Origin of the sequence: Caenimonas sedimenti, assembly GCF_007833165.1 — a bacterium.
GTDB lineage: Bacteria > Pseudomonadota > Gammaproteobacteria > Burkholderiales > Burkholderiaceae_C > Ramlibacter > Ramlibacter sedimenti.
Genome location: NZ_VOBQ01000024.1, coordinates 22,958 through 47,630, shown reverse-complemented (window position 1 = coordinate 47,630; position 24,673 = coordinate 22,958). Strand labels below are relative to the sequence as shown.

Here is a 24,673-nt window from a genome sequence, read left to right as displayed (position 1 = left end):
ATGGCCTGCGAAAGACGTATTATCGAATGAACCGCCGCTGAGATCATCTTGGACTCGAATCTGCATTCTCCCGAACGGCGGCTGATCGAGCTTCGCATGGAGCACGCCGACCTCGACGCGCTCATCGATCGCGCGGGCGAGCAGGTGCCCGTGGACGAGCTCATGCTGCGCCGCCTGAAGAAGCGCCGCCTCGCGCTGCGCGACGAAATCGCCCGCCTCGAGCTGGCCCTCGACCCCAAAGAACCCGCCTGATGACCCTGGAAGCGCTGGCCCGCGAGGCCTTTGCCCCTGCGGGCGTGCTGGGGCGCGCCGCCGACGCCTTCCAGCCGCGCGCCGGCCAGACCGACATGGCTGGCGCCGTGGCCCGCACGATCGAGAACGGCGGCGTGCTGGTCGTGGAGGCGGGGACCGGTGTCGGAAAGACATTTGCTTACCTGGTGCCGGCGTTGCTGAGTGGCGAAAGGGTGCTGCTTTCCACCGCCACCAAGACTTTGCAAGACCAGTTGTTCGGCCGTGACCTGCCGCGGCTGGCCGAGGCGCTGGGCTTGCCGGTGCGGATGGCCTTGCTGAAGGGGCGCGGGAGCTATCTCTGCCCGCATCGGCTGGAACTGGCACGCCAGGACGCCAGCTTGCCCGACCGGAGCGCGGTGCGAACCCTGGCCAAGGTGGAAGAATGGGCCCGCACGACCCGCACCGGCGACCTGGCGGAGATGCCCGGCCTCGACGAGCGTTCGCCCGTGATCCCGCTGGTCACCTCCACCCGTGAGAACTGCCTGGGCGCCCAGTGCCCCAAGTTCCGCGGCTGCCACGTCAATGCCGCCCGGCGCGAGGCGCTGGCGGCTGACGTGGTGGTGATCAATCACCACCTGTTCTTCGCCGACCTGGCCGTGCGCGAATCCGGCATGGCCGAACTGCTGCCGACCGTGCGCGTGGCGATCTTCGACGAAGCGCACCAGCTCAATGAGACGGGCGTGCAGTTTCTCGGCAAGCAGCTGGGGACGGGCCAGCTGCTGGACTTCACGCGGGACATGCTGGCGGCGGGGCTGCAATTCGCGCGCGGGCTGGTCGACTGGCAGACCCTGGCGGCCGGGTGCGAGCGCGGCGCGCGCGACCTTCGGCTCGCCGTGGGGCGGGCCGGTGGCGGCAGCCGCCTGCGGTGGACGGGGCGCGTGCCGGACGAAGTGGCCGCGGATGCCTGGGGAGAAGCACTGGACGCGCTGCAGGACGCGCTGGAGCAGGCCGCCGAGGGGCTGTCCAGCGTGAGCGAGATCCAGCCCGATTTCGTGCGGCTGCACGAACGCGCGGCCCTCCTCGCGCAGCGCGTGGCGGCCTTCACCGCGGCGGCGGCACCGGGCTCGGTGCGCTGGCTGGACGTCGGCACGCAGCTGCGCCTGGTCGAGTCGCCGCTGGACATCGCCGAAGCCGTGCGCGACAAGCTGTTGAAGACCGGGCGCGAAGAAGAGGACGCGGATCGGCGCAGCTGGGTGTTCACCTCGGCGACGCTCGGCGACGACGCCCGGCTGCGCTGGTTCACCGAACCCTGCGGACTGGAAGAGGCCGAGGTGCTGCGGGTCGGGAGCCCGTTCGACTATGCATCGCAGGCCGCCGTCTACGTGCCCGAAGGCATGCCCAAGCCGAACGACCCCGGCCACAGTGGCGCCGTCGCGGCACTGGCGCACGCGGCGGTGCGCCGGCTGGGTGGCCGGACCATGGTGCTCACCACCACGCTGCGCGCGCTGCGCGCTGTCGGCGAGGAGCTGCAGGCGCGGTTCAGCGGCACCGGCGAGGTCGAGGTGCTGGTGCAGGGCCAGTGGCCCAAGCGTCGGTTGATCGAGCGCTTCCGGGAGGGCAGCGCGGGCGGCCAGCCGGGCTGCGTGCTGGTGGCGTCCGCGTCGTTCTGGGAGGGCGTCGACGTGCCGGGTGACGCGCTGCAGCTGGTCATCATCGACAAGCTGCCGTTCCCGCCGCCGGGCGACCCGCTGGTCGAAGCGCGTTCACAGCGCCTGGAGACGCAGGGCCGCAGCCCGTTCAACGACTATTTCGTGCCGGAGGCGGCCGTGGCCCTCAAGCAGGGCGCGGGCCGGCTGATCCGGCGCGAGAGCGACCAGGGACTGCTGGTGGTTTGCGACCCGCGGCTGGTGACGATGAGCTATGGCCGGCGCCTGCTGGCGGCGCTGCCGCCGATGCGAAGGCTGGCCGACAAGGCGGCCTTCGCCGAGGCCCTTGGCAGTCTTACCAGAACTTCCACCATGGCGACTGGCGCTGGCCACCCGAGCCTGTGAGATAGCTGCTGGCCGGGTAGTTCTTCTCCAGAACGCGGCGGGTGTCGTCGCGCAGTTCCGGCATGCCCAGCGCGTCATACGAGCGCATCAGGATGAACAGCGCCTCTTCGAGCGCCGGCACGTCGCGGTAGTCGGCCAGCGCGGTCTGCGAGCGGTTGATCGCCGCCACGTAGGCGCCGCGGCTGTAGTAGTAGCGGGCCACGTGCACTTCGTATTGCGCGAGGGAATTGACGATGTACGTCATGCGCGCGCGGGCATCGGGCGTGTAGCGCGAATCCGGGAAGCGGGCCACGAGGTCGCGGAACGACTCGAACGATTCCTTGGCGGCCTTCTGGTCGCGTTCGGACAGGTCCTGCGGCGAGATGAACGAGAAGACGCCCAGGTTGTCGTTGAAGTTGATCACGCCCTTCAGGTACAGCGCGTAGTCGAGCGCCGGGCTGGACGGGTGCAGCTTGATGAAGCGGTCGAGCGTGGCATGGGCCTGGGCCTGGTCGCCCGCCTTGTAATGGGCGTAGGCGCGCTCCAGCTGGGCCTGCTGCGCCAGCGGCGTGCCGGCGGCGCGACCCTCGAGCTTCTCGAACAGCGGGATCGCTTTTTCGTAGCCGCCGGAGTTGAGTTCGTCCTTGGCTTCCGCGTACAGGCGGTTGGGGCTCCACGTGGCGGTCTTGTCATCGTCGGGCGTCGACGAACACGCCGCCAGGAAGGCGACGGCGAGGAGGGCGGGGACCGCCGATAATTTGCCTGGCAACTTCACGCGCGACACTCTCCAAAAAGGGCCGGGCCATTATATCGATCGACCCACCAGACAACGACCTCGAGGAACCCGGCCCCGAAGCGGAGACCCGCGCGTTCACCATTCCGGCGGCTTTGCATGGCGAACGGCTCGACCGTGCGATCGCCGTGCTGGTGCCCGAGTTCTCGCGCAGCTATCTCCAGCAACTGCTGGAGGCGGGCGCCGTCCGCCTGCTCGGCCGCGAGGCGCGCAAGCCCTCGGCCAAGGTGCGCGCCGGCGACACCGGCGAGGTCGAATTGCGGCCGACGCCGCAAAGCCAGGCGTTCCAGGCGGAGGACATCGCGCTCGACGTGGTGTTCGAGGACGAGCACCTGCTGGTCATCGACAAGCCCGCCGGCCTGGTGGTGCATCCGGCCGCCGGCCACTGGAGCGGGACACTGTTGAACGGCCTGCTCGGGCGCGACCGTCAGGCGGCGGGCCTGCCGCGCGCCGGCATCGTCCACCGGCTGGACAAGGACACCAGCGGCCTGATGGTGGTGGCACGCACGCGCAGCGCGATGGACCGACTGGTCGCGATGATCGCTGCGCGCGACGTCACGCGCCAATACATCGCCCTGGCGCACCGGCCCTGGCAGGGCGGTGACCAGCGGCGGGTCGAAGCGCCCATCGGCCGCGACCCGCGCAACCGGCTGCGCATGGCCGTGGTCGATCCGGCCCGCCATCCCGGCAAGCCGGCGGCGACGCAATTCACCCTGCTGCAGCAGGCCGAAGCCGGTTGCCTGGTCCGCGCGACGCTGGAGACCGGCCGCACCCACCAGATCCGGGTGCACATGGCGCACATCGGCCACCCTTTGCTGGGTGACAGCCTCTACGGCGGCAATGCCGGCGCGGGGCTGCCACGCCAGGCGCTGCATGCGTTCCACCTCGCCTTCCCCCACCCTGTGACGGGCGAACCGCTCAGCCTGCGTTCACCCCCTCCCGCCGATCTGCGCGATGCGATGCTGGCGTGGGGCCTGCGTTACAATGAACCCGAATGGCTCACGAGCCAGCCCCCGGCGGCCGCCTGAGAAGGCGCGCAACCGCGGAGGCATCCGGTGCGCAGCCCGTCGCAGGGCTCGCGCGGCCCCCGAAAAGCAGCGCGCCCCAGGCGCCATTTTCCGGACACCGACAGAACCATGAATACGGCGGATGCCCGGCGCGTCCTCGAAACCGCGCTGATCTGCGCGCAGCAGCCGCTGCCGGTGCGTGAATTGCGCGTGCTGTTCAACGACGAGCTCGGCGCCGACACCATCAAGGACCTGCTGGAGCAACTCCAGCAGGAATGGACGCAGCGTGGCGTGGAACTGGTGTGCGTGGCCACCGGCTGGCGCTTCCAGAGCCGGCCCGAGATGCGGGAATACCTGGATCGCCTGCATCCGGAGAAGCCGCCCCGTTACAGCCGCGCCGCGATGGAAACCCTGGCGATCATCGCGTACAAGCAACCCGTGACGCGTGGCGACATGGAAGACATCCGCGGCGTGACGATCAACAGCCAGATCCTGAAGCAGCTGGAAGACCGCGGCTGGGTCGAGGTGATCGGCCACCGCGAGGCCGCCGGGCGGCCGGCGCTCTACGCCACCACCCGCCAGTTCCTGGACGACCTCGGCCTGGCTTCGCTCGACCAGCTGCCGGAACTGGGCAGCCGCGGCCAGCCCGAAGGCGTACTGGCCGGCTTCGGCGAGCAGCTGGAAGCCCAGTCCGCGCTGGCGATGGAAACCCCGGCCGGGCCGGACGCCGGCCCCGAAGCCGGTCCGGCGGAACCCGCCCAAGATGCCCCGGCCCCGCCTTCCGCGGATGCCAGCGACGATTACGACGCGGCTCGCGCCGTCGAGACCTAGCATGAACGACCCTACTGCCAGCGCCGCCACCCACGATGCCTTGCCCGAAGACGAACGCGAGGCGGCCGGGCGGCTGGCCGCGGAGGAGCGTGGGGACGAGGCGCCGGACGGCCTTCGGGCCGAGGGCGACGACGATGGAGACGGCTTGGAGGACGGCGTGGCGCCGCCAGATGGCGGCAGCCCGGGGCCGTCCGCTCCGCTGGAGCCCGCCGATCGTTTCGTCGACGTCGTCACCGGCCGTTTCGATGCGGAGGAAGAGACGCCCGAAGCCGCGCCGCTCAAGCGCGTGCTGCTGCCGCAGCCGGAAACCCCCAAGCTGCACAAGGTGCTGGCCCAGGCGGGCCTGGGCTCCAGGCTGGAGATGGAACAGCTCATCATGGAAGGGCGCATCTCCGTCAACAACGAGCCCGCCCACATCGGCCAGCGCATCCAGTTCGGCGACCAGATCAAGATCAACGGCAAGCCGATCCGCGTGCGCATCGCCCCGCCGCCGGCCCGGGTGATCGCGTATCACAAGCCGGTGGGCGAGGTCGTCACCCACGACGATCCGCAGAACCGGCCCACGGTGTTCCGCAAGCTGCCCAAGCTGCAGCAGGGCAAGTGGCAGTCGGTCGGCCGGCTCGACCTGAACACCGAAGGCCTGCTGCTGTTCACGAATTCCGGCGAACTGGCCAACAAGCTGATGCATCCGCGCTTCGGCCTGGAGCGCGAGTACGCGGTGCGTGTCCTGGGCGCGCTCAGCAACGAGGAAAAGCAGAAGCTGCTGGACGGGGTCGAACTCGACGACGGCCGGGCGCAGTTCGGTTCCATCGAGGACGGCGGCGGCGACGGCTCCAACGTCTGGTACCGCGTGACGATCAGCGAAGGGCGCAACCGCGAGGTGCGGCGCCTGTTCGAAACCGTGGGCCATGCCGTCAGCCGCCTCATCCGCATCCGCTACGGCGCGATGGTGCTGCCGCGCGGCCTGAAACGTGGCATCTGGATGGAACTGGACGAGCGCGACATCCGCTCGCTCACCTCGGCGGCCGGTGCTTCCGACTTCGCCCCGCGCGAAGGCCGCGATGACCGCGACCGCCGGGATGGGCGCGATGGCCGCGACGGCGACGGCGGGCGCGGCAACAACAAGCGGCGGCGCAACGGCCCGCCCCGCGGCGACGGACCGCGGCCGCAGGGCGGGCCGTTCGGCAACCGCGCCGGCGGCCCGGCGCAAGGCCAGGGGCAGGGGCAGCAGAGGCGCAACAAGCCCGACCGCGGGGCCGGCCCGCCCGGCGGTGGCAACCAGCCCGACCCCATGAAGACCTCGCTGGGCTACATCGGTGCGGACAGCTTCAACCGCCAGCGGCGCGGCCCCGGCCCCGGAGGCGGCCAGGGCGGTGGCGGTGGCTTCGGTGGAGGCTATGGAGGTGGTGGCGGCGGCCGTGGCGGCCCACGCCGGGGCGGGGGTGGTGGGGGCGGCGGTGGCGGTGGCGCCGGCGGCGGCCGGGGCGGTCGCTAGAGCGGCCGACCGGACATCCATCACACCGCCCAGTTAGAATTCGAGGCTTTGCCGAACTTTTCGCCTCCGGCAAAACCCTAATCATCAGCTCAGGAAAAAAGCAAATGGCCATCGAACGCACCCTCTCCATCATCAAGCCCGACGCCGTGGCGAAGAACGTGATCGGCCAGATCTACGCGCGCTTCGAAGCCGCCGGCCTGAAAGTGATCGCCGCCCGCATGGCGCACCTGTCGCGCCAGGAGGCCGAGCAGTTCTACGCCGTGCACAAGGAGCGCCCGTTCTTCAAGGACCTCGTCGAGTTCATGATCTCCGGCCCGGTGATGATCCAGGTGCTGGAAGGCGAAGGCGCCATCCTGAAGAACCGCGACCTGATGGGCGCGACCGACCCGAAGAAGGCGGCAGCCGGCACCATCCGCGCCGACTTCGCCGACAGCATCGATGCCAACGCCGTGCATGGCTCCGACGCCGCCGAGACCGCCAAGGTCGAAGTGGGCTTCTTCTTCGCCGGCATGAACGTCTACCCGCGCTGAAGCACATGCGATGACGGCCAACCTGCTCGATTACGACCTCGAGGGTCTGGCCGCTTTCTGCGCGACGCTTGGCGAAAAGCGCTTCCGCGCCACCCAGCTGTTCCGCTGGATCCACCAGAAGGGCGCGCGCGACTTCAGCCAGATGAGTGACCTGGCGAAGTCGCTGCGCGACAAGCTGCAGGGGCACGCCCGGATCGAGGGCCTGCCGGTCATTTCCCGGCACGAGTCCGCCGACGGCACCATCAAGTGGCTGTTCGATGTCGGCAATGGCGACGCCGTCGAGGCCGTGTTCATTCCCGAGGACGACCGGGGGACGCTTTGCGTGTCCTCCCAGGCCGGCTGCGCCGTGGGCTGCCGCTTCTGCTCGACGGGCCACCAGGGCTTTTCGCGCAACCTCACCACCGGTGAGATCGTCGCGCAGCTCTGGTTCGCCGAGCACTTCCTGCGCGCCCACCTGGGCAAAGGCGGCGAGCGCGTCATCTCCAACGTGGTGATGATGGGCATGGGCGAGCCGCTGCAGAACTACGGCGCGCTGGTGCCGGCGCTGCGCGTGATGCTCGACGACCATGGGTACGGCCTGTCGCGTCGGCGGGTCACGGTCTCCACCTCCGGTGTCGTGCCCATGATGGACCGCCTGGGCGACGACTGCCCGGTCGCCCTGGCTGTGTCGCTCCACGCGCCGAACGACGAATTGCGCGACAAGCTCGTGCCGCTGAACAGGAAGTACCCGCTGGCGGAGCTGCTGGACGCCTGCAACCGCTACCTCGCCCACGCGCCGCGCGACTTCATCACCTTCGAATACTGCATGCTCGATGGGGTGAACGACCAGCCGGAGCACGCCCGCCAGCTGATCGAACTGGTGCAGCGCCACGGCGGGCGGGGGGTCTCCTGCAAGTTGAACCTGATCCCTTTCAATCCTTTCCCCGCCTCCGGCCTGCTGCGTTCCCCGCAACAGCGCGTGCAGGCTTTCGCGAAAATCCTGAGTGATGCTGGTATCGTCACCACCGTGCGCAAGACGCGGGGGGACGACATCGACGCCGCCTGCGGACAGCTCGCGGGGGACGTCAAAGACCGGACGCGCGTGGGCAATCGCATCGCGCAACAGCGCACGGTGATGCTGAAACCAGTCGCGCACGACGCGACGGCCAAGGAGACAAGAGGATCATGACAATCGCGATGGCGGGAGCGGGGCGCGGGGCGCCCAGGGGCCGTTGGTTGCTGCTGGCCGGCGCCGTGTGGCTGGCGCTTGCCGGCTGCGCCACGCCGCAGGCGGAGCAGCAGGCCCAGGTCGACGTGGTGACGCCTTCCGACGAACCGGAGAACCGCCGGCGCGCCCGCATCCGGATGGAACTCGCGTCCGGCTACTTCGAGGAGGGCAAGGCCGAAATCGCCCTCGACGAAATCAAGCAGACCATCGCGATCGACCCGGCGTTCGCCGATGCCTACAACCTGCGCGGCATGATCTACATGCGCCTGAACGACACGCGCAGCGCCGAGGAGAGCTTCCGCCGCGCGCTGGCGCTGAATTCACGCGACTCGAACGCGCACCACAACTACGGCTGGCTGCAGTGCACCCTGGGACGGTTCCCCGAGTCCACCCGGTCGTTCGAGGCCGCGCTCGCCAACCCGATCTACGGGGGTCGCGCCAAGACCCTGATGGCGATGGGCCTGTGCCAGGCCCGGGCCGGCCAGCGCGCCGAAGCCGAGCGTTCGCTGGCCCGTTCCTACGAGCTGGACGCGGGCAATCCGATCACCGGCTACAACCTCGCGACGCTGCTCTACCAGCGGGGCGACTACACCCGCGCGCAGTTCCTGATCCGCCGGCTGAACAACACCGACCTGGCCAACGCCGAGACCCTTTGGCTGGGCATCAAGGTCGAACAGCGCATGAACGACCCGGTGGCGATGGAGCAGCTGGGTGACCAGTTGAAGAAGCGGTACCCCCAATCCCGCGAACGGAGCGCCTTCGACCGGAGGGCGTTCGATGAGTGAGGCGGACGAAGCGGTCCCTGGAGGGGAAACCGCCGGCAGCATGCTGCGCCGTGCCCGCGAAGCGGCCGGCCTGCACGTGGCGTCGCTCGCCGTCTCGCTGAAGGTCCCGGTCCGCAAGCTCGAGGCCCTCGAGGAAGACCGGCACGACCTCCTGCCCGATGCGGTGTTCGTGCGGGCGCTGGCGTCCAGCGTCTGCCGCACGCTCAAGATCGATCCGCAACCCATCCTGGAGCGCTTGCCGCAGACGTCGAAGCCGCGCCTGGCCCACAGCCAGGACGGGATCAACACGCCCTTCCGGTCCTCAGGGGAGGGGCCCAAGTCCGGCCTGCGCGAGCATCTCGGCAAGCCCGTGGTCCTCACCGTCGGCGCCCTGTTGCTGGCTGCCGTCGCCGTGGTCCTGCTGCCGGTCGCCCAGCGCGAAGCGGACCCTGCCGGCGCCTCCAGGGGGGAACCCGTCATGCCTCCGGGCACGCCGGCGACGGTCACGGCCGCGCCGGCCGAGCCGCGTGTCGCGGAGCCGGCGGCCAAGCCCGCTGCTGTGGCGGCGCCGGCCGTGCTGCCCAAGCCCGCCGCCAGCGCTTTGGCGGCCGCACCTGTGGCCAAGGCCGCGTCGGCGGCCGCCGTGGCGGCACCAGCCCCGGCCGTCGTTGCGGCGCGCCCGGCCTCGGCTGCGCCAGCTCCCGCCGCTGCTGCTCCTGCTGCTCCTGCTGCTCCTGCTGCAGCTGCAGCGACCCTGCCGGCCGCCGCGCCCGCCACCGCCGCGGCCTCCGCCGCGAAGGCTTCCGGCATCGTCGTTTTCCGGACCCGGGCCTCCTCCTGGATCCAGGTCACGGACGCGCGTGGCAACCAGGTGTTGCGCAAACTGATGGAGCCGGGCGAAACGGCCGGCGCCACCGGACCGCTGCCGCTCACCGTGACCGTCGGCAGCGCGGAAGCGACCGAAGTCGAAGTCCGGGGCAAGCCCTTCAACCTAGGCCCCGTCTCGCGCGACAACGTCGCCCGATTCGAAGTGAAATGAAGCAGTGATGATGTCCACGCCTTGCCTCCCGATCGCCCCCGCCGCGCCCGCCACGCGGCGTACCCGCCAGGCCCAGGTGGCCTGGGGTTCGCGCGTGGTCACCGTGGGCGGCGACGCGCCGGTGCGCGTGCAGTCGATGACCAACACCGATACGCAGGACGCCATCGGCACTGCGATCCAGGTGAAGGAACTCGCGATCGCGGGCTCCGAGCTGGTGCGCATCACCGTGAACACGCCTGAGGCGGCGGCGCAGGTGCCCTACATCCGCGAGCAGCTCGATCGCATGGGCATCGACGTGCCGCTCATCGGCGATTTCCACTACAACGGCCACCGCCTGCTGCAGGACTACCCGGCTTGCGCCGAGGCGTTGTCCAAGTACCGCATCAACCCCGGCAACGTCGGCAAGGGTGACAAGCGCGACCGGCAATTCGGCCAGATGATCGAGGCGGCGCTGCGCTGGAACAAGCCCGTTCGCATCGGCGTCAACTGGGGCAGCCTCGACCAGGAGCTGCTCGCCCAGTTGATGGACGAGAACGCGCTGCGCGCGCAGCCCTGGGACGCGAAATCGGTGATGTACGAAGCGCTGATCACCTCGGCGCTCGAATCCGCCCGCTTCGCGCAGGAAGAGGGCATGCGCCAGGAGCAGGTCATCCTGAGCTGCAAGGTGAGCGGCGTGCAGGACCTGATCGCGGTCTACCGTGAACTGGCGAAGCGCTGCGACAACCCGCTGCACCTGGGCCTGACGGAAGCCGGCATGGGGACCAAGGGCACGGTCGCCTCGTCGGTCGTCCTCGGGATCCTGCTGCAGGAAGGCATCGGCGACACCATCCGCGTCTCGCTCACGCCCCAGCCGGGCGAATCGCGCACGCAGGAGGTCGTGATCGCCTCCGAGATCCTGCAGTCGCTGGGCCTGCGCAGCTTCGTGCCCAGCGTCACGGCTTGCCCCGGTTGCGGCCGCACCACCAGCACCACGTTCCAGGAACTCGCCAAGCAGATCGACGACTACCTGCGGGCGCAAATGCCGGTCTGGCGTGACAAGTACCCGGGCGTCGAGAAGATGAAGGTGGCCGTGATGGGCTGCATCGTCAACGGGCCCGGCGAGAGCAAGCACGCCGACATCGGCATCAGCCTGCCGGGCACGGGCGAGGCTCCGGCCGCGCCGGTGTTCATCGACGGGCAGAAGGCCCTCACGCTGCGCGGCGACAACATTGTCAGCGAGTTCCACCAGCTCGTCGAAACCTACGTCGAGAAGCGCTTCGGCACCCAACCAGCGGCCGCCGAAGCGGCCTGATCCGCGGACACCATGGCCGAGAAATTGAGTGCCGTCAAAGGCATGAACGACATCCTGCCGGCGTCGGTGCCGCGCACCGAGAAACTGCCGGATTCCGCGCTGTGGCAGTGGTTCGAATCGGTGGTGCGGACGGTGCTGGCGCGCTATGGCTACCAGTACCTGCTGACGCCCATCGTCGAGCCCACGGCGCTGTTCGTGCGGGGCCTGGGCGAGGTGACCGACATCGTCGAGAAGGAGATGTATTCCTTCACCGACGCGATGAACGGCGACAAGCTCACCCTGCGTCCCGAGGCCACTGCCGGCATCGTGCGCGCCATGATCGAGCACAACGCCCTCTACAACGGGCCCCTGCGCCTGTGGACGGTCGGGCCCATGTTCCGCCACGAGCGCCCGCAGAAGGGCCGCTACCGGCAGTTCCACCAGCTCGACGTGGAGGCATTGGGCCTCGCGGGACCCGATGTCGACGCCGAGATGATCCTGGTCGCGCGTGCCTTGTGGAAGGAGCTCGGCCTGGTCGAAGGCCAGCACGTGCGCCTGGAGATCAACAGCCTCGGCCAGCCGGGGGAACGCAAGGCGCACCGTGACGCGCTGGTGCGGCACTTCGAGCAGCACGCGGACGTGCTGGACGCCGACGCGCAGCGCCGCCTGCACAGCAATCCGCTGCGCATCCTGGACAGCAAGAATGCCGCGATGCAGCCGGTGGTGGAGTCCGCGCCGCAACTGATGGATTTCCTCGGGCCGGAGTCGCTCGCGCATTTCGACGCGGTGCGCGCGACACTCGATGCCGTCGGCCTGGCCTACCGCGTCAATCCGCGCTTGGTGCGCGGCATGGACTACTACAACCTCACCGTCTTCGAGTGGGTGACCGACCAGCTCGGCTCGCAGGGCACGGTCTGCGGCGGCGGCCGCTACGACGGCCTGATGGCCCAGCTGGGCGGCAAGCCGGCCCCGGCCATCGGCTTCGGGCTCGGCATCGAACGCCTGCTGCTCCTGATGCAGGAACTCGCGCTGCCGGTGCCGGACAGCGCGCCCGATGCTTACGCCATCGTTCCGCCCGGCACGGCGCTGCCGCTGGTGATGACAGCGCTCGAGGCTCTGCGGGCGGCCGGCGTCCGCGTGCAGCAGCATGCGGCGGGCGCTGAAGGCCTGGCCGGCATGAAGGCGCAGTTCAAGAAGGCGGACGCCAGTGGCGCCCGCCACGCACTCATCTTCGGCCCCGACGAACTCGCCCGGGGCCACGTCACCGTCAAGGCGTTGCGCGAAGGGGGCGGCTCCCAGGTCGAACGTCCGCTGGCCACTCCGGCCGCCTGGGCGCCCACCCTCCTACAATCGCGGTCCTGAACAGATTGAATCCATGGCACGACATCTCGACCTCGAAGAACAGGAACAGCTCGACGAGCTGAAGCACTTCTGGAACAAGTGGGGCAACGCCATCACCTGGTTCCTGATCGCCGCACTCGGCTCGTTCGCGGCGTGGAACGGCTGGCAGTTCTGGCAACGCAACCAGGCCGCCCAGGCCTCCGTGCTGTATGACGAAGTGGACCGTGCGGCTGGCGCGGGCGATGCCGTGCGCGTGGAACGCGCCTTCAAGGACATCAAGGACAAGTTCGGCGGCACCGTCTACGCCGAGCAGGCGGCCCTGATGGCGGCCAAGACGCTGGCCGAAAAGGGCCAGCTGGAGCCGGCCAAGGCCGCGCTGCAGTGGGTTGCGGCGGATGCGTCCGACCAAGGCTACAAGGCCCTCGCGCGCCTGCGCCTGGCTTCGCTGTGGGTCGAAAGCAAGAACTACGATGAAGCGCACAAGCAGCTCGCGGGCGCCTTCCCGAAGGAGTTCGAGGCGTTGGCCGCCGACCGCCGGGGCGATGTGTACAACCTGCAGGGCAAGAAAACCGAGGCCAAGGCGGAATACACCAAGGCCTGGCAGGGGCTGGACGAGCAGACTGACTACCGCATGCTGGTGGAGGTGAAGCTCACCGCCCTGGGCGTCGACGTGCAGGCGCTCAAGCCGCCCGCGCCGGCCGCCGCCGCGGCCTCCGGGAGCGCAAAGTCATGATCACCTCGCGTCTGGCCGCACTGGCGCGCCCCGGCCTCGGTGCCCTGGCGATGGCCCTGCTGGCGGGCTGCTCCGTGCTGCCCGCCAGCCTGCCGTTCTTCGGCTCGACGGTCGAAAAGCCGAAGCCGGCGGAACTGCAGGCCAATCCGGGCCTGCTCGGCGTGCGCCAGGCCTGGGTGGCCCGCATCGGCGAAGTGAGCTACGCGCTCGGGCCGGCCGTGAACGGCACCACGCTCACGCTCGCCAGCGGCGCCGGTTCCCTGGTCGCCCTCGACAGCGCGAGCGGGCGCGAACTGTGGCGTGCCAACGCCGGCGCGCCGCTTGCCGCCGGGGTGGGCAGCGACGGCACCACCGCAGCCGTCATCACCCGTGCCAACGACGTGGTGGCCTTCGCCGACGGCAAGGAAACCTGGCGGCAGCGCATGCCTGCGCTCGCGTACACCCCGCCGTTCGTGGCCGGGGGCCGCGTCTTCGTGCTGGCGGCCGACCGTTCGGTGACCGCTTTCGACGGCCGCAACGGCCACAAGCTGTGGACGCAGAGCCGCCCGGGCGAGCCACTGGTGCTGAGCCAGTCGGGCGTGATCCTCGCCGTCGGCGACACGCTGGTGGTGGGGCAGGGCGGCCGGCTGGCGGGCCTCAACCCCGCGAACGGCAGCATCCGCTGGGAGGCGCCGATCGCCACCGCACGCGGGATCAATGACGTGGAACGCCTCACCGACCTGGTGGGCCGGGTCAGCCGCGTAGGCACCAACATCTGCGCGCGCGCGTTCCAGACGGCCGTGGGCTGCGTCGATGCGGCGCGTGGCACCGTTGCCTGGACGCAGCGCGCCAACGGTTTCGAGGGTGTCCACGGCGACGAAGCGAACGTGTTCGGCACCGAGGCCGACGGCAAGGTCGTCGCCTGGAAGCGCGACACGGGCCAGCGCGCCTGGACGAACGAGCGCCTGCTGCACCGCGGCCTGACGGCTCCGCTGGCCCTGGGCCGGTCGGTGGTGGTGGGCGACAGCATGGGCTTCGTGCACTTTCTCTCGCGCGAAGACGGCTCGCTGCTGAACCGCCTGAGCACGGACGGTTCACCCATCGTGGCCGCGCCGCTGGTGGCGGGCAACACGCTGGTCGTGGTCACGCGCAACGGCACCGTCTACGGCTTCGTGCCGGAATAACCGGTCCTCCGCCCCATGAAGCCAGTGATGGCCCTCGTCGGGCGACCCAACGTCGGCAAGTCGACCCTGTTCAACCGGTTGACCAAGTCGCGCGACGCCATCGTCGCCGACTACGCCGGCCTCACGCGTGACCGGCACTACGGCAACGCGAAGCACGGCCGCTACGAATTCATCGTCATCGACACCGGCGGCTTCGAGCCCGACGCCGAGAGCGGCATCTACAAGGAGATGGCCAAGCAGACGCGCCAGGCCGTCGCCGAGGCCGACGTCGTCGTCTTCGTGCTCGATGCCCGCGCCGGCGTTTCGGCGCAGGACCACGACATCGCCAACTACCTGCGGCGCCTGGGCAAGCCGACCGTGCTGGCGGCCAACAAGGCCGAAGGCATGACGGAAGGCGCCCAGCTGGGCGAGTTCTACGAGCTTGGCCTGGGCGAAGTCCACCCGGTCTCGGCGGCGCACGGCCAGGGCATCCGCAGCCTGGTGGACGAGGCGTTCGACCCGCTGAACCTGCCCGAGGAAGACGACGCGGCGGAGCAGCAGCAGACCGGCATCGTCAAGCTGGCGGTGGCCGGCCGGCCGAACGTCGGCAAGTCCACCCTGATCAACGCCTGGCTGGGCGAGGAGCGGCTGGTCGCGTTCGACCTGCCGGGCACCACGCGCGACACCATCTCGGTGCCGTTCGAGCGCAATGGCCAGAAGTTCGAGCTGATCGACACGGCGGGCATCCGGCGCAAGGGCAAGGTGTTCGAGGCCATCGAGAAGTTCTCGGTGGTGAAGACGTTGCAGGCCATCGAGACGGCCCATGTGGTCCTGCTGCTGCTGGACGCCACCCAGGGCGTGACCGACCAGGACGCCCACATCGCCGGCTACATCCTGGAAAGCGGCCGGGCGGTGGTGCTCGCCGTCAACAAGTGGGACGCGACGGACGACTACCAGCGCGAGCAGCTGCGCCGGCAGATCGAGACGCGCCTGGCCTTCCTGAAGTTCGCCGACCTGCATTTCATCTCGGCCGTGAAGCGCCAGGGCCTGGGGCCGGTCTGGGCTTCCATCATCCAGGCGCACCGCTCGGCCATGGTCAAGATGACCACGCCGGTTCTCACCCGCCTGGTGCTCGAGGCGGTGCAGTTCCAGGCCCCCAAGCGCTCGGGCATGTTCCGGCCCAAGCTGCGCTACGCCCACCAGGGTGGCATGAACCCGCCCATCATCGTGGTGCACGGCAACTCGCTCGAGCACGTGACGGACGCGTACAAGCGCTTCCTGGAAGGGCGGTTCCGCAAGGAATTCAACCTGGTCGGGACGCCGTTGCGCATCGAGATGAAGAGTTCCAAGAACCCTTACGCGGACCAGGAATAGCCGGGCTGCGGCGCCTCGGGCTTGAATTCGGCCGAAATAGCGGCAGATGGGCTGTTCGAGCCCTCCGCACGCCCCCGCATCGCCCCGTTGCTGTGGTAATGTGCAACTTCCAACAACGCTCGAACACGGAGAATATCGTGAGCAACAAAGGGCAATTACTACAAGACCCCTTCCTGAACACCCTGCGTCGGGAGCATGTGCCGGTGTCGATCTACCTCGTGAACGGCATCAAGCTGCAGGGTCAGATCGAGTCGTTCGACCAGTACGTCGTGCTGCTGCGCAACACCGTGACCCAGATGGTCTACAAGCACGCGATTTCCACCATCGTTCCCGGGCGCGCGGTGAATTTCTCGCCCGCCGAGGCTGGCGAGGGCACCCCGAGCTGAATTGACAGCGCCCGCCGACCGCCCGGTGGCCGCCACGATCCTCGTGGGGGTGGACCTGGGCTTGCCGCATTTCGACGCCGAGCTGGAGGAACTGGGCCTGCTGGCGCAGACCGCCGGGCTCGAGCCCGTGGCGCGCATGACCTGCAAGCGCAAGGCGCCTGACGCCGCCCTGTTCGTGGGCAGCGGCAAGGCCGATGAGATCAAGGCGCTGGCCGAGGAAACGGGCGCCAGCGAGATCCTGTTCGACCAGTCGCTCAGCCCCGCGCAGCAGCGCAACCTGGAAAGGCACACGGGCCTGCCGGTCAACGACCGCACGCTGCTCATCCTGGAAATCTTCGCCCAGCGGGCCCGCAGCCACGAAGGCAAGCTCCAGGTCGAGCTGGCACGCCTGCGTTACCTCAGCACCCGGCTGGTCCGCCGCTGGTCCCACCTGGAACGCCAGACCGGCGGAGCGGGTGTGCGTGGCGGCCCGGGCGAGAAGCAGATCGAACTCGACCGCCGCATGATCGACGACTCGATCAAGCGCACCCGCGAGCGCCTGGTCAAGGTGAAGAAGCAGCGCCAGACCCAGCGCCGCCAGCGCGAGCGCCGCGAAACCTTCAACATCTCCCTGGTCGGCTACACCAACGCCGGCAAGTCCACGCTGTTCAACGCGCTGGTCAAGGCGCGCGCCTATGCGGCCGATCAGTTGTTCGCCACGCTGGACACCACCACCCGCCAGCTGTACCTGGCCGAGGCCAGCCGCTCCGTCTCGTTGTCCGACACCGTGGGCTTCATCCGCGACCTGCCGCACGGCTTGATCGATGCGTTCCAGGCCACCTTGCAGGAAGCGGCTGATGCCGACCTGTTGATCCACGTGGTGGACGCCGCCAATCCGCACCACCCGGAGCAGCTGGAAGAAGTGCAGCGGGTCCTGCACGAGATCGGTGCCGGCGATGTCCCGCAGCTGCTGGTCTTCAACAAGACGGACATGCTGCTGCCGGAACAGCTCCCGCAGCGCACGGTGGACACCTTCGAGATCGAGGGCGTCCAGGTTCCCCGGGTGTTCGCCAGCAGCCGCACCGGCGCCGGCCTGCCCGAGCTGCGAGGCGAGCTGGCGCGGATCGTTGCCATGCCGGCGCCGCAGGAATCCCAGATCGCCTTTCCCGAGCCCGTGGCCTGATTGGGCACAATGCGGCTGCTGACCTTCAAGACACGAGACGAGAGCGCATGAACCTTCCATTCCGCGGCCTGGGCTTCCCCCGGCTCGCGCAACGCATCCGCGGCATGTTCAACCTGAACGACGACCGTTGGGGCCGGGGCGGCGGCGACGACAAGAAGCCCCCCGAGGGCAACAAGCCCGAAGGCGGGAACAACCGTGGCCAGGGTCCCAATCAGGGCCCGCCGGACCTCGACGAGCTGTGGCGCGACTTCAACCGCAAGCTGGGTGGCCTGTTCGGCGGGCGCCGGCGCGAGGGTGGCGGCGGGTTCGGCGGCGGTGGCGGCGGCAATTTCCAGCCCGACATGAAGAGCGCGGGCGTGGGCGCCGGACTCATTGCCATCGTGGTCGTGGTGATCTGGATGGGCACCGGCATCTTCATCGTGCAGGAAGGCCAGCAGGCCGTCATCACCCGCTTCGGCCGCTACAACGCCACCGTCGGCGCCGGCTTCAACTGGCGGCTTCCTTACCCGATCGAGCGCCACGAGGTGGTGTACGTCACGCAGATCCGCTCGGTCGACGTCGGCCGCGACTCCGTCATCCGCACCACCGGCCTGAAAGAGTCGGCCATGCTGACGGAAGACGAGAACATCGTCGAGATCAAGTTCGCCGTGCAATACCGCCTGAGCGATGCGCGGGCCTGGCTGTTCGAGAGCAAGAACCCGCAGGAAGCCGTGGTGCAGGCGGCCGAGACCGCCGTGCGCGAAGTCATCGGCAAGATGCGCATGGACACGGCGCTCGCCGAAGAGCGCGACCAGATCGGGCCGCGCGTGCGCGCGCTGATGCAGGTCATCCTGGACCGCTACAAGGTCGGCGTGGAAGTCGTGGGCATCAACCTGCAGCAGGGTGGCGTCCGGCCGCCCGAGCAGGTGCAGGCCGCTTTCGACGACGTGCTGAAGGCCGGCCAGGAGCGCGAGCGCGCCAAGAACGAAGCCCAGGCCTACGCCAACGACGTGATCCCGCGGGCCCGCGGCGCCGCCTCGCGGCTTCAGCAGGAAGCCGAAGGCTACAAGTCGCGCATCGTGTCGCAGGCGCAGGGTGACGCGCAGCGCTTCAAGTCCGTGCTGACCGAATACCAGCGCGCGCCCCAGGTGACGCGCGACCGCATGTACCTGGACACCATGCAGGGTGTCTACAGCAGCGTGACCAAGATCATGGTCGAATCGCGCCAGGGGCAGAACATGCTCTTCCTGCCGCTCGACAAGATCATGCAGCAGGTGGCGCAGGGTGGTGTGGCGGCTGAACCCGTCGCGCCGGCCGCCGCCGTGACCCCGCCGCCCGCCGCCGCCGCGGACCCCCGCACGCGCGACAACTCGCGCAGCCGCGAACGCGAAACGCGCTGACCCCGGGACACGCACATGAACAGAATCGGATTCATCGTCTCCTCGCTGCTGGTGGCGCTCGCGCTGCTCAGCTCCATGTTGTTCGTCGTCGACCAGCGCCAGTTCGGCGTGGTCTATTCGCTCGGGCAGATCAAGGACGTCATCACCGAGCCGGGGCTCAATTTCAAGCTGCCGCCACCGTTCCAGAACGTCACCTACATCGACAAGCGCCTGCTCACGCTGGACAGCGTGGACACCGAGCCGATGCTCACCGCCGAGAAGCAGCGCGTGGTGATCGACTGGTACGTGCGCTGGCGCATCAGCGACCCGTCGCAGTACATCCGCAACGTCGGCCTCGATGAGGCCGCCGGTGCCAACCAGCTCAATCGCGTGGTGCGCAACGCCTTCCAGGAAGAAGTGAACCGGCGCACGGTGCGCGAACTGCTTTCGGTGAAGCGCGAGGAAGTCGTCGCCGACGTCAAGCGCGAAGTGCTCGAAGCCGTGAAGGGCGCCAAGCCCTGGGGCGTGGACGTGGTGGACGTGCGCATCACGCGTGCCGACTACGTCGAAGCCATCACCGAATCGGTCTACCGCCGTATGGAGGCTGAGCGCAAGCGCGTCGCCAACGAGCTGCGTTCGACCGGCGCCGCCGAGGGCGAGAAGATCCGCGCCGACGCCGACCGCCAGCGCGAAGTGGCCTTGGCCGACGCTTACCGCGACGCCCAGAAGGTCAAGGGCGAAGGCGACGCGCAGGCCGCGGCGCTCTATGCCGAGGCCTTCGGCCGCGATCCGCAGTTCGCGCAGTTCTATCGCAGCCTCGAGGCCTACAAGCTGAGCTTCAACAAGAAGAGCGACGTGCTGGTGGTCGACCCGTCGGGCTCGGAGTTCTTCCGAGCCTTCCGTGGTGGCGCCCCCGGTGGTGGTGCCGCGCCCGCTGCCCCGGCGGGCCCGCGACGCTAGTCTCCCCGTTGTGTCCAGCGATGTTTTCTGGGCCGCCCTGGCCCTGATGCTGGTGTTCGAGGGGATCTTTCCTTTTCTCGCACCGCGCGGGTGGCGGCAGACGTTCCAGAAGCTGCTGGTGTTGAAGGATGGGCAGTTGCGGTTTTTTGGGCTGACCAGCATCTTGATCGGGGTGGTGCTGCTTTTCTTCTTGCTTTAGGGTCCCTGCTTGCGTGGACCTCGCGGGCAAAGCCGCACGCGGGCGGGCTGTGGCGCGCTGGCACGGCGTTCGTCGGGCCGCGCGCGGCCCTACCGAATTCCCTGCGCCGTCCGGTCTTGCGGCCCCGCCGTCGAACTCGCTGCGCGCCCTACGGGCGCTTCGCTCAAACAGCGGCGGCGAGCATGATCACGTACGCACGGCTCGATCCGCGGCCCTGCGGGCCACTCTCGTAGCCGCGCTGGGCCGCAAGACCGGCCGTCGCAGGCGCCCTGGGCCCTGATACGCGCCACAGCCCGGCCACGCGCGGCGTTGCCGCGAGGTGGAAGCACGCGGCGGCAGCCCTCACCCCAACCCTCTCCCAGGGGGAGAGGGAGGAAGTCAGCGCCCCGGTAGAATCACGTTTTTAACAGCCTGCCTTTTTCCCATGTCCGCCTGGGTCCTGCCGGATCACATCGCCGATGTGTTGCCTTCCGAGGCCCGGCACATCGAAGAACTGCGCCGCGAATTGCTGGACACGGCCCGTGGCTATGGCTACGAGCTGGTGATGCCGCCCATGCTGGAGCACCTGGAGTCGCTGCTCACCGGCACCGGCGAGGCGCTCGACCTGCAGACCTTCAAGCTGGTCGACCAGCTTTCCGGCCGCATGATGGGCCTGCGGGCCGACACCACGCCCCAGGTGGCCCGGATCGACGCGCACCTGTTGAATCGCCGGGGCGTGACGCGCCTCTGCTATTGCGGCTCCGTCCTCCATACCCGCCCGGACAAGCCGCATGCCACGCGCGAGCCGCTGCAGTTCGGCGCCGAGATCTACGGTCACGCCGGCATGGAGGCCGACCTCGAGGCGCTGTCGCTCGCACTGGACTGCCTGAAGGCCACCAAAGTTGGCCCGCTCACCGTGGACATGGCCGATGCCCGCATCGTGCGTTCGGTCCTGGCGGGCGTGCAGGCCGACCGGCCGCGCATGGTGCAGGTGCATGCGGCGCTGGCCGCGAAGGATGCGACCGAGCTGGCGAGCCTGACCAAGGATTTCCCGGAAGCGGCCCGCCGTGGCCTGCAGGCGCTGATCCGCTTGTACGGCGACAACAAGGTGCTGGACGAAGCGGCCGGCGTTCTTCCCGACAACGCCGTGATCCGCGAAGCGCTGGCCAACCTGCGCTGGCTGGCCGGCCATGTCGAAGGCGCACTGGTCCGTTTCGACCTGGCCGACCTGCGCGGCTACGCGTACTACAGCGGGATCCGCTTCGGCATCTACACCCCGGGCGCGAGCGACGCGCTGGTGCGCGGCGGCCGCTACGACGAGGTCGGCGCGGTCTTCGGGCGCAACCGGCCCGCCGTCGGTTTCAGCCTCGACGTGAAGGAACTCGTGGGCGTCGTGGCCAAGAGGTCGCTGAAGGCCGCGATCCGCGCGCCCTGGCTCGACAGCGGCCCCGAGGTCGCCGCGTTGCGCGACGCCATCGCCACCTTGCGGCGCGACGGCGAGACGGTTGTCTGCATCCTGCCGGGCCACGAAAGCGAAGTGGACGAGTTCCACTGCGACCGCGAACTCGCCCGCGACGGCGCCGGCCGCTGGGCCGTGCGCACCCTCTGATCTCCCCCAATTTCTCAAAGAGCGATCTGTCATGACGAAGACGAAGGGCCGCAACGTGGTCGTGGTCGGCACCCAGTGGGGTGACGAAGGCAAGGGCAAGCTGGTCGACTGGCTGACCGAGATGGCGCAGGGCGTCGTGCGGTTCCAGGGCGGCCACAACGCCGGCCACACGCTGGTGATCAACGGCGTGAAGACGGCGCTGCACCTCATCCCCAGCGGCATCATGCGGCCGGGCGTGAAGTGCTACATCGGCAACGGCGTGGTGCTGTCCGCGCCCAAGCTGCTGGAAGAAATCGAAGGGCTGGAAAAGGCGGGCGTGGAGGTGCGCTCGCGCCTGCGCATCAGCGAGGCCTGCCCGCTGATCCTGCCGTTCCACGCGGCGCTGGACATCGCGCGCGAAACGGCGCGCGAGAAGGGCGGTACCGAAAAGATCGGCACCACCGGCCGTGGCATCGGCCCGGCCTACGAGGACAAGATCGCCCGCCGCGCGCTGCGCGTGCAGGACCTGAAGCACCCCGGCCGCTTCGCCGAGAAACTGAAGGTGGTGCTGGAACTGCACAACTTCGTGCTGACCAACTACCTGCATGCGCCCGCGCTGGACTTCCAGCAGGTGCTGGACGAGGCGATGCACCACGCGCAGTGGCTGCGCCCCATGATGGCCGACGTGTCGCGCGAGCTGAACGAGGCGCACATCCACGGCGACAATCTGCTGTTCGAAGGCGCGCAGGGCACGCTGCTGGACGTTGACCACGGCACGTATCCGTACGTGACCTCCAGCAATTGCGTGGCCGGCAACGCCGCCGCGGGCGCGGGCGTGGGCCCGGGCATGCTGCACTACATCCTCGGCATCACCAAGGCGTACTGCACGCGCGTGGGCGGTGGCCCGTTCCCGACCGAACTGGACTGGGAAACGCCCGGCACGGTGGGCTACCACCTGTCAACCGTGGGCGCGGAGAAGGGCGTGACCACCGGCCGCTCGCGCCGTTGCGGCTGGTTCGACGCGGCGTTGCTGAAACGCAGCGCCCAGGTCAACGGCCTGTCGGGTTTGTGCATCACCAAGCTGGACGTCCTGGATGGCATCAAGGAGCTGATGTTGTGCACCGGCTACGAGCTGGACGGCGAGCACACCGACATCCTGCCGCTCGGCGCCGACGAAATCTCCCGCTGCAAGCCGGTCTACGAGACGCTGCCCGGGTGGACCGAATCGACCGTCGGCGTGACCCAGTTCGACAAGCTGCCCGTCAATGCGCGTTTGTACCTGCAGCGGATCGAGCAGGTGACGGGGGTCCCCGTCGATATCATCTCCACCAGCCCCGATCGTGACCACACCATCATGATGCGGCACCCGTACTTGCCCTGAAGCACCCGAGGACCACGCCATGTTGACCGAAGACGGCAAGCATCTGTATGTGAGTTACGACGAGTACCACAACCTGATCGAGAAGCTCGCGATCAAGGTGCACCAGTCGGGCTGGGAGTTCGACACCATCCTTTGCCTGGCGCGCGGTGGCATGCGCCCCGGCGACATCCTGTCCAGGGTGTTCAACAAGCCGCTGGCCATCATGTCCACGAGTTCCTACCGTGCCGAGGCCGGCACGGTGCAGGGGCACCTCGACATCGCCCACTACATCACGACCCCGCAGGGCGAGATCGCGGGGCGCGTGCTGCTGGTGGACGACCTGGCGGATTCCGGCCACACGCTGCACCAGGTGCTCGACCTGCTGCGCACCAAGTACAAGGCCATCACCGAGATGCGCAGCGCCGTCATCTGGACCAAGGGCCTGTCCACTTTCACACCGGACTACCAGGTGGAGTTCCTGCCGACGAACCCGTGGATCCACCAGCCTTTCGAGGGCTACGACAACATGCGCCCGGAGAAGCTCCTCGAAAAATGGAAGATCTGAGCCGCCAGGCTCAGCTGCCCTTCATCAGCGCGTCGTAGCGGCGCTGCATCTCCTCCGGCGTGACCTCCTCGATCGAGTGCCCGACGTTCCAGCGGTGGCCGAACGGGTCGCGCACCACGCCGGAACGTTCCCCATAGAACTGGTCCTGCGGCGCCATCTCCAGCGTGGCACCGAGTTCGACGGCTTTCGCGATCACCGCGTCGGCGTCTTCCACGTGGATGTGCAGCGACACGGCGGTCGGACCACCGGCTTGCGGCCCCCGGATGTTCATCTCGGGGTATTCGTCGCTGATCATCAGCGTGGCGCCGTTGAAATCGAGCTCGCCATGGCCCAGCCTGCCGCTGGGTTCGGTGAGCCGGAACAGCTCGCGAGCGCCGAACGCCTCGACGTAGAAGCGGATCGCGGCGGCGGCGTCACGGACGTGGAGGTAGGGGAACAGTTCCTTGACGGTCATGGTTCAGTCCTTCGGTGGTGGGATGGGCGACTCTAGGGGCGGTCCACCACCGCGTCTTGAACGAATCTGACCCGGACGTGGTTCGGCTGGGCCGGCGCAGCGCGCAGCCAGTCCGTGGGCGTCATGCCGACGAAGGCGCGGAAGTCACGGCTGAAGTGCGCCTGGTCCGCATAGCCCGCGTCCAGGGCGACCTCCGCTGCCGGCGCGCCCGGTGCGCCCAATCGGGCCAGTGCCGCCTGCAGCCGCAGGATGCGCGCGTGTTGCTTGGGCGCGAGCCCGGTGGCCTCGCGGAACTTCGCGACCAGGTGACGGTGGCTGAGACCGCTCGCGCGTACGGCCTCTTCCACCCGCGCACCCTGGTGCAGCACGGCCAGCGACGCGGCAACGCCTGGATGGATGCCTCGCACGCGGGGCAGGCGGGCGAGCAGCCACGTTTCCAGCAACTCAAGACAGCTCGCCGGGTCAGGTTGCGCCTGCATGCGCTCCAGCAGGATGTCTGCATCGCGGCCGCACAGGTCGGCCAGTGGCGTGTGCCGCCCCGCGAGCGCTTCGGCGCTGTCGCGAAACAGGGCGCTGGCGGCACCGGGTTCGAGCTGCGCGCCCACCGACCATCCGGCGACGCCAGCTTCCTTGACGTAGAACGTGTTGCGCGCGCCGCCCACGACCGCATGGCCCAGCGTCGTGCCGGTGGCGTCCGCGGCGTCGCCGAACAGGCGCAGCGGCGGGCCGCCCCAGCGCAGCGCGAGGTGCATGCAGCCGGTCGGCAAGACGTGTTCGCGCCAGGGCTGCTGCCGCATGGCGGGCTCCGCGACATCCGCCCAGACCAGCCGCACGAACGGGCGCAACGCGGGCAGCGGAGGGCGCGAAAGCATCAT

The 24,673-nt window shown here is 69.0% G+C and carries 25 protein-coding genes; 22 read left to right on the top strand and 3 right to left on the bottom strand.

Translation table 11 applies throughout. The annotated features are described in order from the left end of the window. The first annotated feature begins 48 nt into the window (after positions 1-48). Together FN976_RS25980 and yoaA are read left to right on the top strand one after the other, a co-directional pair. Positions 49-252, top strand: coding sequence for a YdcH family protein (locus FN976_RS25980; protein WP_145896443.1), 204 nt, complete (start codon positions 49-51; stop codon positions 250-252). Next, complete coding sequence (yoaA, locus tag FN976_RS25975; RefSeq protein ID WP_145896441.1) at positions 252-2,282, top strand: DNA repair helicase YoaA; 2,031 nt, start codon at positions 252-254, stop codon at positions 2,280-2,282. Before FN976_RS25980 ends, yoaA begins: the two co-directional genes overlap by 1 nt. Here the strand turns inward: yoaA and FN976_RS25970 are convergent. After that, positions 2,233-3,030: an outer membrane protein assembly factor BamD gene (locus FN976_RS25970; protein ID WP_145896556.1), complete on the bottom strand. Its 798-nt coding sequence runs from the start codon at positions 3,028-3,030 to the stop codon at positions 2,233-2,235. The genes yoaA and FN976_RS25970 overlap by 50 nt on opposite strands. Before the next feature lie 35 nt (positions 3,031-3,065). Here FN976_RS25970 and FN976_RS25965 point away from each other — a divergent pair, with 35 nt between their 5' ends. From FN976_RS25965 to FN976_RS25870, 20 genes are all read left to right on the top strand, one after another. Beyond that, positions 3,066-4,082: an RluA family pseudouridine synthase gene (locus FN976_RS25965; protein WP_145896439.1), complete on the top strand. Its 1,017-nt coding sequence runs from the start codon at positions 3,066-3,068 to the stop codon at positions 4,080-4,082. Positions 4,083-4,190: 108 nt separating this feature from the next. Further along, complete coding sequence (scpB, locus tag FN976_RS25960) at positions 4,191-4,892, top strand: SMC-Scp complex subunit ScpB (RefSeq protein WP_145896437.1); 702 nt, start codon at positions 4,191-4,193, stop codon at positions 4,890-4,892. A 1-nt stretch (position 4,893) separates the two neighbouring features. After that, entirely contained in the window at positions 4,894-6,387 is a 1,494-nt protein-coding gene (locus tag FN976_RS25955) for a pseudouridine synthase (RefSeq protein WP_186511197.1), read from the top strand. A 104-nt stretch (positions 6,388-6,491) separates the two neighbouring features. After that, positions 6,492-6,917: a nucleoside-diphosphate kinase gene (ndk, locus tag FN976_RS25950; protein ID WP_145896435.1), complete on the top strand. Its 426-nt coding sequence runs from the start codon at positions 6,492-6,494 to the stop codon at positions 6,915-6,917. 10 nt (positions 6,918-6,927) lie between these two features. After that, positions 6,928-8,085, top strand: a complete 1,158-nt coding sequence (gene rlmN / locus FN976_RS25945; protein WP_145896433.1) for a dual-specificity RNA methyltransferase RlmN — start codon at positions 6,928-6,930, stop codon at positions 8,083-8,085. Then, entirely contained in the window at positions 8,082-8,909 is an 828-nt protein-coding gene (gene pilW / locus FN976_RS25940) for a type IV pilus biogenesis/stability protein PilW (protein WP_255440852.1), read from the top strand. The genes rlmN and pilW overlap by 4 nt, the downstream gene beginning before the upstream one ends. After that, positions 8,902-9,927, top strand: coding sequence for a helix-turn-helix domain-containing protein (locus tag FN976_RS25935; RefSeq protein WP_145896431.1), 1,026 nt, complete (start codon positions 8,902-8,904; stop codon positions 9,925-9,927). The genes pilW and FN976_RS25935 overlap by 8 nt, the downstream gene beginning before the upstream one ends. 10 nt (positions 9,928-9,937) lie before the next feature. Then, positions 9,938-11,218 (top strand): flavodoxin-dependent (E)-4-hydroxy-3-methylbut-2-enyl-diphosphate synthase, encoded by a 1,281-nt coding sequence (gene ispG / locus FN976_RS25930; protein ID WP_145896550.1) that lies wholly within the window; start codon positions 9,938-9,940, stop codon positions 11,216-11,218. 12 nt (positions 11,219-11,230) lie between these two features. Continuing rightward, entirely contained in the window at positions 11,231-12,559 is a 1,329-nt protein-coding gene (gene hisS / locus FN976_RS25925) for a histidine--tRNA ligase (protein WP_145896429.1), read from the top strand. Between the two features lie 13 nt (positions 12,560-12,572). Beyond that, a complete protein-coding gene (locus FN976_RS25920; protein WP_145896427.1) occupies positions 12,573-13,271 on the top strand; it encodes a YfgM family protein in 699 nt (232 codons plus the stop codon). Continuing rightward, positions 13,268-14,434, top strand: coding sequence for an outer membrane protein assembly factor BamB (gene bamB / locus FN976_RS25915; protein WP_145896425.1), 1,167 nt, complete (start codon positions 13,268-13,270; stop codon positions 14,432-14,434). Before FN976_RS25920 ends, bamB begins: the two co-directional genes overlap by 4 nt. A gap of 15 nt (positions 14,435-14,449) precedes the next feature. Then, the gene (gene der / locus FN976_RS25910) at positions 14,450-15,787 is read left to right on the top strand and encodes a ribosome biogenesis GTPase Der (protein WP_145896422.1); all 1,338 of its coding nucleotides are present in this window, start codon (positions 14,450-14,452) and stop codon (positions 15,785-15,787) included. Between the two features lie 137 nt (positions 15,788-15,924). Next, entirely contained in the window at positions 15,925-16,173 is a 249-nt protein-coding gene (hfq, locus tag FN976_RS25905; RefSeq protein WP_432417892.1) for an RNA chaperone Hfq, read from the top strand. A gap of 1 nt (position 16,174) precedes the next feature. Continuing rightward, the gene (gene hflX, locus FN976_RS25900) at positions 16,175-17,335 is read left to right on the top strand and encodes a GTPase HflX (RefSeq protein WP_145896418.1); all 1,161 of its coding nucleotides are present in this window, start codon (positions 16,175-16,177) and stop codon (positions 17,333-17,335) included. Positions 17,336-17,382: 47 nt separating this feature from the next. Then, entirely contained in the window at positions 17,383-18,714 is a 1,332-nt protein-coding gene (gene hflK, locus FN976_RS25895; protein ID WP_145896416.1) for an FtsH protease activity modulator HflK, read from the top strand. A 15-nt stretch (positions 18,715-18,729) separates the two neighbouring features. After that, positions 18,730-19,653 carry a protease modulator HflC gene (gene hflC / locus FN976_RS25890; protein ID WP_145896414.1) on the top strand — a complete coding sequence of 308 codons (924 nt, stop codon included), beginning with the start codon at positions 18,730-18,732 and terminating at the stop codon, positions 19,651-19,653. A 10-nt stretch (positions 19,654-19,663) separates the two neighbouring features. Further along, positions 19,664-19,852: a DUF2065 domain-containing protein gene (locus FN976_RS25885; RefSeq protein ID WP_145896412.1), complete on the top strand. Its 189-nt coding sequence runs from the start codon at positions 19,664-19,666 to the stop codon at positions 19,850-19,852. Positions 19,853-20,276: 424 nt separating this feature from the next. Continuing rightward, entirely contained in the window at positions 20,277-21,440 is a 1,164-nt protein-coding gene (locus FN976_RS25880) for an ATP phosphoribosyltransferase regulatory subunit (protein ID WP_145896410.1), read from the top strand. A 31-nt stretch (positions 21,441-21,471) separates the two neighbouring features. Continuing rightward, on the top strand, positions 21,472-22,800 hold the full coding sequence (locus FN976_RS25875; protein ID WP_145896408.1) for an adenylosuccinate synthase: 1,329 nt from the start codon (positions 21,472-21,474) through the stop codon (positions 22,798-22,800). Positions 22,801-22,819: 19 nt separating this feature from the next. Beyond that, positions 22,820-23,344 (top strand): phosphoribosyltransferase, encoded by a 525-nt coding sequence (locus FN976_RS25870; protein WP_145896406.1) that lies wholly within the window; start codon positions 22,820-22,822, stop codon positions 23,342-23,344. A gap of 10 nt (positions 23,345-23,354) precedes the next feature. Here FN976_RS25870 and FN976_RS25865 read toward each other — a convergent pair whose 3' ends face one another. Then, entirely contained in the window at positions 23,355-23,798 is a 444-nt protein-coding gene (locus tag FN976_RS25865) for a VOC family protein (protein WP_145896404.1), read from the bottom strand. Between the two features lie 32 nt (positions 23,799-23,830). Beyond that, positions 23,831-24,673: a helix-turn-helix domain-containing protein gene (locus FN976_RS25860; protein ID WP_222432887.1), complete on the bottom strand. Its 843-nt coding sequence runs from the start codon at positions 24,671-24,673 to the stop codon at positions 23,831-23,833.

Coding starts and splice junctions, on each gene's coding strand:
- hflK (WP_145896416.1), top strand. CDS start 17,383: ATGAACCTTCCATTCCGCGGCCTGGGCTTCCCCCGGCTCGCGCAACGC.
- pilW (WP_255440852.1), top strand. CDS start 8,082: ATGACAATCGCGATGGCGGGAGCGGGGCGCGGGGCGCCCAGGGGCCGT.
- rlmN (WP_145896433.1), top strand. CDS start 6,928: ATGACGGCCAACCTGCTCGATTACGACCTCGAGGGTCTGGCCGCTTTC.
- scpB (WP_145896437.1), top strand. CDS start 4,191: ATGAATACGGCGGATGCCCGGCGCGTCCTCGAAACCGCGCTGATCTGC.
- bamB (WP_145896425.1), top strand. CDS start 13,268: ATGATCACCTCGCGTCTGGCCGCACTGGCGCGCCCCGGCCTCGGTGCC.
- FN976_RS25875 (WP_145896408.1), top strand. CDS start 21,472: ATGACGAAGACGAAGGGCCGCAACGTGGTCGTGGTCGGCACCCAGTGG.
- FN976_RS25920 (WP_145896427.1), top strand. CDS start 12,573: ATGGCACGACATCTCGACCTCGAAGAACAGGAACAGCTCGACGAGCTG.
- ispG (WP_145896550.1), top strand. CDS start 9,938: ATGTCCACGCCTTGCCTCCCGATCGCCCCCGCCGCGCCCGCCACGCGG.
- ndk (WP_145896435.1), top strand. CDS start 6,492: ATGGCCATCGAACGCACCCTCTCCATCATCAAGCCCGACGCCGTGGCG.
- der (WP_145896422.1), top strand. CDS start 14,450: ATGAAGCCAGTGATGGCCCTCGTCGGGCGACCCAACGTCGGCAAGTCG.
- hflC (WP_145896414.1), top strand. CDS start 18,730: ATGAACAGAATCGGATTCATCGTCTCCTCGCTGCTGGTGGCGCTCGCG.
- FN976_RS25935 (WP_145896431.1), top strand. CDS start 8,902: ATGAGTGAGGCGGACGAAGCGGTCCCTGGAGGGGAAACCGCCGGCAGC.
- FN976_RS25880 (WP_145896410.1), top strand. CDS start 20,277: ATGTCCGCCTGGGTCCTGCCGGATCACATCGCCGATGTGTTGCCTTCC.
- FN976_RS25860 (WP_222432887.1), bottom strand. CDS start 24,673: ATGATGCTTTCGCGCCCTCCGCTGCCCGCGTTGCGCCCGTTCGTGCGG.
- yoaA (WP_145896441.1), top strand. CDS start 252: ATGACCCTGGAAGCGCTGGCCCGCGAGGCCTTTGCCCCTGCGGGCGTG.
- FN976_RS25870 (WP_145896406.1), top strand. CDS start 22,820: ATGTTGACCGAAGACGGCAAGCATCTGTATGTGAGTTACGACGAGTAC.
- hisS (WP_145896429.1), top strand. CDS start 11,231: ATGGCCGAGAAATTGAGTGCCGTCAAAGGCATGAACGACATCCTGCCG.
- FN976_RS25955 (WP_186511197.1), top strand. CDS start 4,894: ATGAACGACCCTACTGCCAGCGCCGCCACCCACGATGCCTTGCCCGAA.
- FN976_RS25865 (WP_145896404.1), bottom strand. CDS start 23,798: ATGACCGTCAAGGAACTGTTCCCCTACCTCCACGTCCGTGACGCCGCC.